Below are 11,980 nucleotides of genomic sequence, written 5' to 3'. Positions count from 1 at the left end.
AAGCCCATAAACTTGTTCAAACAACCAAAGAGAATATGGCAGTTTGGTCAGCTAAAGTTGAATCTTACGCGGGTTGGAATCCACAAATGACATTTACATTATTATGCATTTCACCCATCTTAATTTGGAGTGATGTAAACCAACGACCGCCTTATTTTGAAGGTAAAGTCACCATCGTTGATAAACATGGAAATCCTATTGAAGCTGCTATTGAAACTAATTTGTCAACGCCATCTATTAATATTGAAAACAGCGAAAGTCAAGAGACAACGGATGAGCATTTACTTGATAATACAAGCAATACAGTAGATATAAATATTGAATCAGTTAATGAAAAGATGATAGAGACCGAAATTACTCATTCTATGAGCATAGATCAGGATATGACACTTACTGAATCATCGGTCGTAGAAGACTCTGCTGAATCAATGGATTTGATTGGCAACATTCTTGATTTATTCCCAATTCAAACTAACACCGTATCAGCAGAAACTGTTATAACGACTGAACCAGTCATTAAACAACATTTAAATACTGAACCAGTCATAAATGAAACCGCGGCAATTCAAATAACTGACCCAGTAAATAATGACATACAACAAAAGTCATATAAAACACCAAGTACCGAAGTGACGGCTAATAATTCATCAGGAGCAAATTTTATTTCTTGGTTGAAACAAGGAATTAGCTCAGGAAAACTGCTGATGAACCGCCCAAATGCAATGATTCACATCGTTGACGATCATCTATTTCTTGTCACTCCTAACATATTCAAAAGCTACGCAATTGAAATTACAGGTAACACAGAAAATTCTGACTGGGAATTGGTGCAGAAGGAATTTCAAAAATTGGAATTACACAAGCGTCAATATATTAAGGAAGAAAATGATAGTCGTAATATTTGGATGTGTTCAGTCATGGGCCAAAACAAAACATCTTTACTTAATGGATATTTACTTCCGAACGTAAAAGAGTATATTGGTTCCAAATTAGCATTAAATAACCATTGGTTAAAATTAAAAGGTACAAAAAATGACAATAAATGATTTATTAGATCAATTTTTTTATACAAACACATTAATATCAGACCTAAAACTAAAGACACCTATCAAAAGGTAGCGCATCAACTTCTAAAGTTCTATCCTGGCTTAAGCATTGAAGAACTCACTCAAGAGCATATCATCAGATGGCGAATGCAAGCTCTATTGTCGATTAAGCCAGTAACATGGAACAACTACATGCGGCATTTACATAGTTTATTTAACTTCGGTATGAAGAAAAAACTTGTACCGCAAACTGAAAACCCATTTAGTGGCTTAATGCTTAAATTAGGGAAAAAACCGAAGAAAACCTTGACGGAAAAGCAATTAAGCAAAATTGCGACCGTTTTAAATGATGAAGGTCGGTTGCCTGATATATTGCAACCTGCATGGTTTATGCGTTGCCTTATTGATATGTTGAAATACACCGCCATACGCCGTGGGCAACTATTGAAGTTGAAAATAGAGCATATTGATTTAGATAAGAAACTATTATTTATCCCTTCAGATATTAATAAAACGCATAATTATCACCAAATTCCTTTATCTAAGCACTTAATACCCAGCTTAACGTATCTCATACAAGAATTGAGAAAACAAGGCTTAAACAAAGAAGCTCAATTGTTCAATTTAAATCGATTTTCCTTTTACACAAGGGATTGCAAACGAGATATGACGGACGACCAATTGTCCCATGTGTTTAAGGTTCTCTCTAAACTTGTAGGATTTAGTGTATCTCCACACCGTTTTCGTCATACAGTGGCAACAAATTTGATGAAAAATCCACAAAATCTTTATATCACTAAACAGTTGCTAGGCCATAGCAATATTAGTGTAACATTAGAGTATATCGAATACGATGCAGAGACACTTAGAAGCAGTGTAGACAATCTATAATTATTAATGACAATCAAGATCTAACCGTAAAGTTAGATCTTGATTAAAAAAATAGATCAATTTTTTACATTCGGGAATTTACATAACCAAAATTTCTGATACAATTTGCAATGAGACATTTTAGGTGCTCTTTTAAATTCAAAAATTTATGTAATTATAGTTGCACAAAAGATTTAAAATCCCTCGCCTTTCGGGGCGTGCCAGTTCAAGTCTGGCCTCGGGCACCATTCTAATGAATAGAGAGCTGCTTTAAGAAGTAGCTTTTTTTGTTTCTAAATCTTTTCAAATAATTTAATTTCCTCAACTAATGTCCATTCCTAGTTTTCTGTTTATAGGTATCTGCTTTTCAGGGCGATAGCAATTTATCTAAATGTCAATGCTATACCATAATTACAGATAAAAATAACCGCACTTTAGATGTCAATTTCTAAAGTGCGGTTTGTTTTCATTGATTTTTACGCTTTTTGTTTCATTGCCGGGAATAAAATCACATCACGAATTGAAGGCGCATTGGCGAAAATCATCGCCAAACGGTCAATGCCTAAACCTTCGCCGGCTGTTGGTGGTAAACCATGTTCAAGCGCGACCACAAAGTCTTCATCTTTAAACATCGCTTCGTCATCACCGGCATCTTTAGCCGCAACTTGTGCATCAAAACGCTCTGCTTGATCTTCTGCATCATTTAACTCGGAGAAACCGTTACCAATTTCACGTCCACCAATGAATAATTCAAAACGGTCTGTGACTTCAGGGTTCTCATCATTACGGCGTGCAAGTGGCGAAATTTCCGCCGGATGAGCCATTAAGAATGTCGGTTGAATTAATTGATGTTCAGCCACTTCTTCAAAAATAGCGTTCACAACAGAACCTAATCCCCAAGATTTTTGGATCTCAATACCTAAGCCCTTTGCAATTTCTACTGATTTTTCAAAGTTATCTAAATCAGCGCGTGTAATACCATTACCGTATTTTACGATGGCATCGTGCATAGTAATACGTTCAAACGGTTTGCCGAAATCAAAGACATATTCGCCATAAGGAACTGTTGTTGTGCCTAGAATATCTAAGGCTAATTTACGCAGTAATTCTTCCGTGTTATCCATTAAATCGTGGTAATCCGCATAAGCTTGATAGTATTCGATCATAGTAAATTCTGGATTGTGACGAACAGAAACCCCTTCGTTACGGAAGTTACGGTTTAATTCAAATACACGTTCAAAGCCTCCAACCACTAAGCGTTTTAAGTAAAGCTCCGGTGCAATACGTAAATACATATCCACATCTAACGCATTGTGATGTGTAATGAACGGTTTCGCAGCCGCACCGCCCGGAATCACTTGAAGCATAGGGGTTTCTACTTCAATAAAGTTTTTCTCTAAGAAGAATTGACGAATGCCGGAAACCACTTGTGAACGGATCATAAAAGTGCGGCGAGATTCTTCGTTAGAAATTAAATCTAAGTAACGTTGACGGTAGCGCGTTTCTTGGTCTGTTAAACCTTGCACTTTATTTGGTAACGGACGAAGGGATTTTGTTAATAACTCCACTTCAGAAGCACGAACGGTTAATTCCCCTGTTTTGGTCTTAAATAACGCACCGGAAACACCGACAATATCACCTAAATCCCATAAGCTAACATAATCGCTATAAACGCCTTCCGCAAGATTATCGCGTGCGACATAAAGTTGGATTTGACCTGTGACATCTTGAATCGTGAAAAATGAAGCTTTCCCCATTACACGTTTAAGCATAATACGTCCGGCAACTTTAACCTGATGATCTTGTTCTTTTAAGATTTCACCCTCAATTTCATCATATTTAGTATGTAAATCTTTTGCATAAGCATCGCGGCGGAAAGTGTTAGGAAATGCATTCCCACGCGCGCGTAATGTGGCCAATTTCTCACGGCGAGCAATCATTTCACCATTCAAATCTAATTCTTGAGTTTGTTGTTCTGACATTGTTATTACCTTTAGTTAAAATGCTATAAACCGGCTTTTAAGCTTGCTTCAATAAATTTATCTAAATCACCGTCCAATACGGCTTGAGTATTACGGTTTTCCACGCCTGTACGAAGATCTTTAATACGACTATCATCAAGCACATAAGAACGAATTTGACTTCCCCAGCCAATATCCGATTTATTTTCTTCCATAGCTTGTTTTTCCGCATTTTTCTTCATCATTTCCATTTCAAACAATTTGGCTTTAAGTTGTTTCATGGCTTGATCTTTATTCTGATGTTGCGAACGACCGTTTTGACATTGCACTACAATCCCACTTGGAATATGCGTAATTCGCACCGCACTTTCCGTTTTGTTCACGTGCTGACCACCTGCACCGGACGCGCGATAAACATCAATACGTAAGTCTGCAGGGTTAATATCAATTTCAATATTGTCATCAATTTCGGGATAAACGAAAGCTGCCGCAAATGAAGTATGACGGCGGTTATTACTATCAAAAGGGCTTTTACGCACTAAACGGTGGATACCTGTTTCAGTCCGTAACCAGCCGAAAGCATATTCGCCGGATACTTTGAGCGTAGCGGATTTTAATCCTGCCACATCACCATCAGAGACTTCGATAAGTTCAGCTTTAAAACCTTTACTTTCCGCCCAACGGAGATACATACGCAATAACATTTCCGTCCAATCTTGTGCTTCTGTTCCGCCCGATCCTGCTTGTAGGTCAACATAACAATCTGCGGCGTCATGTTCACCGCTAAACATACGGCGAAATTCCAACATGGCAAGACGTTGCTCTAACTCATCGAGTTCAGCAACCGCTTCATTAAAGGTTTCCTCGTCTTCACCTTCAACAGCAAGTTCAAGCAAACCCTCTACATCTTCTAAACCTTGATCAAGTTTTTTAATGGTATTGACCACGATTTCCAAGGCGGAACGCTCTTTACCCAATGCCTGTGCTTTTTCAGGTTCATTCCAAATATCAGGTTGCTCTAGCTCGGCATTGACTTCTTCCAAGCGTTCTACTTTAGCATCAAAGTCAAAGATACCCCCTAAGTACCGCAGTACGTTCGGCGAGATCAGCGATTTTGTTTTTTACTGGATTAATTTCAAACATTTTCGTTTGTGTACCGTTAGAATTGAGTCAAAAATAAGGCGTGATTATAGGCGTTTTCCGCTTTTTTTTCTACTAGAAAATCGGTTATTAGTTGCACTCGCCATTAATCTCTCTATAATCTCAATTTTCTGACTTATTTTAGGAACGCAAAATGAAAAAATTATTCACCGCACTTTCTGTGGCAATGGTTTCCATGAACAGCATGGCTGATGACGCAGCGATTATTAAAAATTTAAAGCAACTGGGTGCTGAACAGGTTGAAGTCAAATCTTCACCCATTAATGGCTTAAAAACCGCCGTAACGGATCAAGGAATTTTGTATGTCTCAGAAGATGGAAGGTACGTTTTACAAGGTAAATTATTTGAATTAAACGGCAATAAAATTGTGGATGTTTCAGCTAAAGCTTTAATGGCCACCTTAGAAAGCTATAAAAATGAAATGATCGTTTATCCTGCCAAAAAGGAAAAACACATTGTAACCGTGTTTATGGATATTACCTGCGGTTATTGTCATAAGTTACATTCACAAATCAAAGAGTATAACGATTTAGGGATTACCTTGCGTTATTTAGCCTTTCCACGCAAAGGAATGGATAAAACGGCGGAGCAAATGGAAGCGATTTTTACAGCAAAAGATAAAGCCTATGCCTTAAATGAAGCGGAAAAAGGCAATTTACCCACACAATTAAAAACACCTAATATCGTAAAAAAACATTATGAGCTCGGTGTGCAATTTGGTGTACGCGGTACGCCAAGTATTGTGACATCAACGGGAGAGCTTATTGGTGGCTATCTTGCGCCGAAAGAATTGCTAGCGGCACTTGAAGGGTAAACAGTTTCTTATTTTCAACTTGAAAAAAAGAAAGAGAGTTTTATAATACGAAGAAAGGGGCAGTTGCCTACCCCTTGTTGTTGTAGTCGGAAATGCTTAATATGCTGGCGGGCAAAAAAGCATAAACAACACAAAAATTAGGATAAAAATCCATAATTTAGGCATTGTCAAATGTCCTTAGCTGACACAAAAAGTTGGACTTAATGGTCAGAAGGTGCTTTTAACCCCTGTCAGCATCAGGGTTAAAAGCCCTGACCGACCAACGGAAATTATAGATAAAAGAGCTGTTGATTTCAACAGCTTTTTTCTTTATCCCTTTGTTGTAGAGCCGCTTTTAACCGGCTCATTTAATTCGGAATGAAGCTAGAAATTTTTTCTGTTTCTATAAATTATTATGAATAAAATCATCCAACGCCGTGATATACCCAACGGAATGCCTGTTTGTGAAGATCATTTATTGGATCGCATCTATCGCTCTCGTCATATTCAACACAGTCAAGAATTAGATCTTCGATTGCAGTCCATGCATTCCCCTTTTTTGCTTAAAGGGGTAACAAGTGCGGTCGAAATTTTAGCGGTTTCTCGTGATAAGAAAATTATTATCGTCGGTGATTTTGATGCGGATGGTGCGACTAGCACTGCGTTAATGGTGACCGCTTTACGGCAATTAGGTTTTACCAATGTTAATTATCTAATCCCCAATCGTTTTGAGCAAGGTTATGGCTTGAGCATTCCGGTGGCAGAAATGGCAATTGAACAAGGCGTTGAGTTGTTGATTACGGTTGATAATGGCGTTTCATCATTGGAGGGGGTGGCTTTCCTCAAATCCCGAGCGGTACAAATTATTGTGACAGATCATCATTTACCGCCCGAAACCTTACCGGATGCGGATGCGATAGTGAATCCAAATTTAATGGATTGTGAATTTCCATCCAAATCCTTGGCAGGTGTTGGGGTGGCGTTTTACGTGATGTTGGCGTTGCGCGCGAAATTCCGCGAAATGGGCATTTTTGACGAAAAAACACAACCTAACTTTAGTGAATTATTAGATCTCGTGGCATTAGGAACAATTGCGGATGTCGTCCCATTGGATCAGAATAATCGCATTTTAGCTCATCAAGGATTAGCACGAATTAAAGCATCACACTGTCGATTTGGCATTCGCGCCTTGGTTGAAGTGGCGAATAAAGATTTGCGTCAACTGACAGCCAGTGATCTTGGTTTTTCCATTGCCCCACGCTTAAATGCTGCCGGACGATTAGATAATATGTCTGTGGGGGTAGAGCTATTGCTGGCAGAAACGATGGAAACCGCGCGAGCCTTGGCGTTGGAATTGGATGGATTAAATCAAACACGCAAAGAAATTGAGCAAGGGATGAAACTGGAAGCCCTTGAAATCTGCCGAAAATTAACCGCGCTTCAAGGCAAAGATAATCAGCTTCCTTTAGGTGTGGCGTTATATCAATCTGATTGGCATCAAGGTGTTTTAGGGATTTTGGCTTCGCGGATAAAAGACCAGTTTCATCGTCCTGTGGTGGCTTTTGCCCAAGACAGCGAGGGGATATTAAAAGGTTCAGCGCGTTCTGTGGAGGGCTTGCATATGCGAGATGCATTGGAACAGGTTCACCAACGCCATCCCAACATCATTTTAAAATTTGGCGGGCATGCGATGGCGGCCGGATTGAGTATTCGGGAAGAATTATTTGAACAATTTCAATCCGCATTTAACCGGGTTGTGACAGAATGGCTGGGCAATGATGAACTGAAAGGAACCTTGTGGACAGACGGTGACCTAGAACCTGCTTTAATGAATATCCAAACTGCAGAAAAACTACGTGCAGCCGGTCCTTGGGGGCAAGCGTTTCCTGAGCCTGTTTTTGATGGTGAGTTTAAATTATTGCAACAACGATTAGTCGGGGAGCGACATTTAAAAATGTTACTTGAACCGATACAAGGTGGGCAATTATTAGACGCCATTGCGTTCAATGTGGATACGCGTTATTATCCCGACCTTTCTATCCGAAAAGCCAGATTGGTCTATAAACTGGATATCAATGAATTTCGTGGCAATCGCGATATACAATTATTAGTGGATTATATTGAGCCTTTAGCATAATGAGATTTTGGCATTTTTTGATTTTCTTCTGCTTTATCTCTCAATCTTTTGCCATTGAGTCTTTGTCGTCTCTTGAAGAAAATCAATTTGAAGAAGGCAAAGATTATTTTACTTATGATAAACCCATTGAGATAGATGAAAAACTCGATGGGAAAATCATTATTCAGTCTTTTTTTGACTACGATTGTCGAAACTGTTCTAACGTTCAAGATATTTTAGAACTTTATGCGCAAATCAATGCGAGCCATGTCATTTATCGCGAATATCCTGTTGCCCTTGAAAATAACGAATTTTCAGCCCGCACTTTTTATGCTTTACAAGCGGTTGGGCGGACAGATGTATCCGATAAACTCCTGTTTGAAACCATGGATAAAGGGCAATTTCTTGTACTGTCAAGATTTGAACACTTACTGGCATGGCTTGAAAAACAGGGGGTAGATGGGCAGACATTCAAAGAAATGTATTTATCGCCTGAAATCTCAGAAGCCGCCCGGCAAAGTATAGCGATGACGGAAAAATATGGGGTGTTTACCTATCCTTACGTGGTCGTTAATGGCGAATATGTGTTAACCACGAGTACACTTTATAATGATGATTATACTTTTGCCGTATTAGATTTTTTAACAACAAAAATAGTAAAGGGAAATAACAGATGAAAATAGGTATTGTGGGCGCAATGGCGCAGGAAGTCGAAATTTTAGCAGGATTAATGACGGATAAAACGGAACAAAAAGTGGGAAGTGCGGTTATTTTTGAAGGAAAAATTAACGGCAAAGCTGTGGCATTGTTGCAATCCGGTATTGGTAAAGTAGCGGCAGCAATGGGGACCACCGCGTTATTACAATTAACCCAACCTGATGTCGTGATTAATACGGGATCGGCAGGTGGTGTCGCGCAAGGTTTAACGGTAGGGGATATTGTGATTTCCACAGAAACCGCTTATCACGATGCGGATGTGACGGCATTTGGTTATACGAAAGGTCAATTACCGGCTTGCCCGGCAACCTTTAAATCAGATGTTAAACTCACAGAACTGGCGGCACAAATTGCGCAAAGCCAAGGGCGTAAGGTGAAATATGGTTTAATTTGTTCCGGTGATAGTTTTATTGCCGGTGGAGATCGTTTAGCGCAAATTAAATCGGATTTTCCCAATGTCACGGCGGTTGAAATGGAGGCCGCAGCCATTGCTCATGTGTGCCATGCGTTTAATGTTCCCTTTGTGGTTGTTCGAGCGATTTCTGATGCAGGTGATGGGCAAGCGAGTATGTCTTTTGAAGAGTTTTTACCGCTTGCGGCAAAAATGTCATCAGAGATGGTGTTAGGTATGTTGGAACAGCTGTAATTAATCTTTGCTAACCCTGTCTTTGTACAGGGTTTATTTTTTAATAGGTGTTTAAATGGGATTTTTAAGTTTAATTAAGCAAGGGCAAAAATACGCTGACACTTGGCTACTGCATCCCACCTTAGGGGCAATTTTCCCCGAAAATCGGGTCATTCAAGCCACAAAATTTGCCCAAAAGCTGATGCCGTTTGTAGCGGTATTTTCTATCGTCTGGCAGCAAATTTACGCGAAAAATAATAACATGGCTTTTTCTATTGCGGTTTTGACCGCACTTTTTGCCCTTTGTATTCCTTTTCAAGGACTTTATTGGCTGGGAAAACGGGCTAAAACACCGTTACCCCCTCAAAGTGCGGTGAAGTTTCAACAGATTTTACAGCAACTGGCGCAAAAAAATATTACGCTCAAAAATAGGGATAATCCGACTTACCAAGATTTAGCCGAATTATTGCGCTTGGCAGATAAACACTTAGGGGCGGAATTTTGGCAGGAAATATGATGTAAAATTATTTTATTTTTCTACTACGCAAACGATTACTTTTTTTGTAGAATAGCGGCTGTTATTTTTTCTTTTGGAAGATTTGAATGATTGATTATATTATCATCGCAATTATTGCTTTTTCTTTGATCGTCAGTTTGTTTCGCGGTTTTGTTCGTGAAGTGACCTCTTTAGCGAGTTGGATCTGTGCATTTATTGTCGCGAGTCAGTTTTACCCCTATCTTGCCAACTTACTCACCCAAATTGAATCTGAATACATTCGTAATGGGGCAGCCATTGCCATTTTATTTATTCTTACCTTAATTGTTGGGGCAGTGGTGAATTACGTGATTGGTCAACTTGTGGATAAAACCGGGCTTTCCGGTACCGATCGCGTATTAGGTGCCTGTTTTGGTTTTTTACGTGGCGTGTTGATTGTGGCGGCATTGTTATTTTTTGCCGATACTTTTACCAATCTGAATCAACAGGATATGTGGAAAGCATCTAAATTGATTCCGCATTTTGCTTTTATTGAACAATGGTTCTTTGAGCAAATGCAAGCAAATTCAAGTTTTTTAAATTTACCTACGACTAAATAAGAGGATTGCCAAATGTGTGGTATTGTTGGGATTGTGAGTCAAACTCCAGTAAATCAGTCAATTTATGATGCGTTAATGGTGCTGCAACACCGTGGTCAAGATGCCGCCGGCATTGTGACCGTAGATGAACAACATTGTTTTCATTTACGCAAAGCGAATGGCTTAGTGGCAGACGTGTTCCAACAAGTCCATATGGAACGTTTAAAAGGAAATGCCGGTTTAGGGCATGTTCGTTATCCAACGGCAGGGAGTTCCAGTGAATTTGAAGCGCAGCCTTTTTATGTCAATTCCCCTTATGGATTAACCTTAGTTCACAATGGTAACTTAACGAATTCGGAAGAACTGAAAGAAAAGCTTTTCCACGAAGCACGTCGTCATATTAACACTAAGTCTGACTCAGAAGCACTACTCAATATCTTGGCTTATCATATTGATCAAATCCATAAACAAGCATTAGAACCTGCCGACATTTTCTCTGCCATTAAGGCAACGAATAAAGATATTCGTGGAGCTTATGCTTGTGTGGCGATGATTATTGATCATGGTTTAGTCGCATTCCGTGATCCCAATGGGATTCGCCCATTGGTTTTAGGTCAACGTGAAGAAAATGGCAAAATGGAATACATGTTTGCTTCAGAATCCGTGGCTTTAGATACAGTCGGCTTTGAGTTCGTACGTGATATTAAACCGGGTGAAGCGGTTTATGTCACCTTTGATGGGGACATTTATTCCGAAATGTGTGCAGAAAATACAAAATTATCCCCTTGTATTTTTGAATACGTTTATTTTGCCCGTCCGGACTCAACCATTGATGGCGTATCTGTTTATGCGGCACGTGTACATATGGGCGAACGTTTAGGTCAAAAAATTGCCCGTGAATGGAAAGATTTAGATATTGATGTTGTGATACCTGTACCTGAAACCTCAAATGATATTGCTTTGCGTATTGCAACGGTATTAGGGGTTCCATATCGTCAAGGTTTTGTAAAAAACCGTTATGTTGGGCGTACCTTTATTATGCCGGGTCAAACACAACGTGTGAGTGCGGTGCGCCGTAAACTCAATACGATTTCATCTGAATTTAAAGGTAAAAATGTCTTGTTAGTGGATGATTCAATTGTGCGAGGCACCACTTCTGAGCAAATTGTGGATATGGCGCGCGCTGCCGGTGCGAACAAAATTTATTTTGCCTCTGCCGCTCCTGAAATCCGCTATCCGAATGTATATGGTATTGATATGCCAACTAAACATGAGCTCATTGCTTATGGACGTGATGTAGATGAAATCGCGAAATTAATTGGTGTTGATAAATTGATTTTCCAAGATTTAGCTTCTCTTGAAATTTCCGTTCAACAGGAAAATCCACATATTCGTGAATTTGATGCTTCTGTCTTTACAGGAAAATATGTCACTGGTGATATTACATTGGAATATCTTGACAGCATTGCGACTCAGCGTAATGACAAAGCCAAAACCAAATCAAAATAAAAATAAAGCAGAAAACGCGCTGGAATGGCGCGTTTTATTTAATCTGAGCCTCTATTAGGGTCTGTTTATCTTTCAATAAAAGGCTGCGGCGGAGCTTATTTTTTGCCC

Annotated in this window: 11 protein-coding genes; 9 read left to right on the top strand and 2 right to left on the bottom strand. The window is 39.4% G+C overall.

Annotation, left to right across the window (positions count from 1 at the left end):
• The coding region (locus Q0O89_RS09455) for a DNA-binding domain-containing protein (RefSeq protein ID WP_293731464.1) at positions 1 to 1,046 on the top strand (1,046 nt) is incomplete at its 5' end.
• Positions 1,047 to 1,193: 147 nt separating this feature from the next.
• Positions 1,194 to 1,937: a site-specific integrase gene (locus Q0O89_RS09450; RefSeq protein WP_135710943.1), complete on the top strand. Its 744-nt coding sequence runs from the start codon at positions 1,194 to 1,196 to the stop codon at positions 1,935 to 1,937.
• 455 nt (positions 1,938 to 2,392) lie between these two features.
• Here Q0O89_RS09450 and lysS read toward each other — a convergent pair whose 3' ends face one another.
• Positions 2,393 to 3,898, bottom strand: coding sequence for a lysine--tRNA ligase (gene lysS / locus Q0O89_RS09445; protein ID WP_293731463.1), 1,506 nt, complete (start codon positions 3,896 to 3,898; stop codon positions 2,393 to 2,395).
• A 23-nt stretch (positions 3,899 to 3,921) separates the two neighbouring features.
• A protein-coding gene (prfB, locus tag Q0O89_RS09440; protein ID WP_293731462.1) for a peptide chain release factor 2 occupies positions 3,922 to 5,020 on the bottom strand; the annotation gives its coding sequence in 2 pieces (ribosomal slippage) (positions 3,922 to 4,944 and positions 4,946 to 5,020; 1,098 coding nt in all).
• Between the two features lie 151 nt (positions 5,021 to 5,171).
• Here prfB and dsbC point away from each other — a divergent pair.
• The 7 genes from dsbC to purF all read left to right on the top strand — a co-directional run bounded on the left by dsbC (position 5,172) and on the right by purF (position 11,872).
• The gene (gene dsbC / locus Q0O89_RS09435; RefSeq protein ID WP_293731461.1) at positions 5,172 to 5,852 is read left to right on the top strand and encodes a bifunctional protein-disulfide isomerase/oxidoreductase DsbC; all 681 of its coding nucleotides are present in this window, start codon (positions 5,172 to 5,174) and stop codon (positions 5,850 to 5,852) included.
• A gap of 394 nt (positions 5,853 to 6,246) precedes the next feature.
• Positions 6,247 to 7,968: a single-stranded-DNA-specific exonuclease RecJ gene (gene recJ / locus Q0O89_RS09430; RefSeq protein WP_293731460.1), complete on the top strand. Its 1,722-nt coding sequence runs from the start codon at positions 6,247 to 6,249 to the stop codon at positions 7,966 to 7,968.
• On the top strand, positions 7,968 to 8,624 hold the full coding sequence (locus Q0O89_RS09425; protein ID WP_293731459.1) for a thiol:disulfide interchange protein DsbA/DsbL: 657 nt from the start codon (positions 7,968 to 7,970) through the stop codon (positions 8,622 to 8,624). Before recJ ends, Q0O89_RS09425 begins: the two co-directional genes overlap by 1 nt.
• On the top strand, positions 8,621 to 9,310 hold the full coding sequence (locus Q0O89_RS09420) for a 5'-methylthioadenosine/adenosylhomocysteine nucleosidase (RefSeq protein WP_293731458.1): 690 nt from the start codon (positions 8,621 to 8,623) through the stop codon (positions 9,308 to 9,310). The genes Q0O89_RS09425 and Q0O89_RS09420 overlap by 4 nt, the downstream gene beginning before the upstream one ends.
• A gap of 55 nt (positions 9,311 to 9,365) precedes the next feature.
• Positions 9,366 to 9,806 (top strand): terminus macrodomain insulation protein YfbV, encoded by a 441-nt coding sequence (gene yfbV, locus Q0O89_RS09415; RefSeq protein ID WP_293731457.1) that lies wholly within the window; start codon positions 9,366 to 9,368, stop codon positions 9,804 to 9,806.
• An 86-nt stretch (positions 9,807 to 9,892) separates the two neighbouring features.
• Positions 9,893 to 10,384, top strand: coding sequence for a CvpA family protein (locus tag Q0O89_RS09410; RefSeq protein WP_293731456.1), 492 nt, complete (start codon positions 9,893 to 9,895; stop codon positions 10,382 to 10,384).
• 12 nt (positions 10,385 to 10,396) lie between these two features.
• Positions 10,397 to 11,872 carry an amidophosphoribosyltransferase gene (gene purF, locus Q0O89_RS09405; protein WP_293731455.1) on the top strand — a complete coding sequence of 492 codons (1,476 nt, stop codon included), beginning with the start codon at positions 10,397 to 10,399 and terminating at the stop codon, positions 11,870 to 11,872.
• Positions 11,873 to 11,980: the final 108 nt, after the last annotated feature.

It is taken from the genome of uncultured Actinobacillus sp. (assembly GCF_945915845.1).
Classification (GTDB): Bacteria; Pseudomonadota; Gammaproteobacteria; order Enterobacterales; family Pasteurellaceae; genus Exercitatus.
This window is presented reverse-complemented; position numbering and strand designations above follow the sequence as displayed.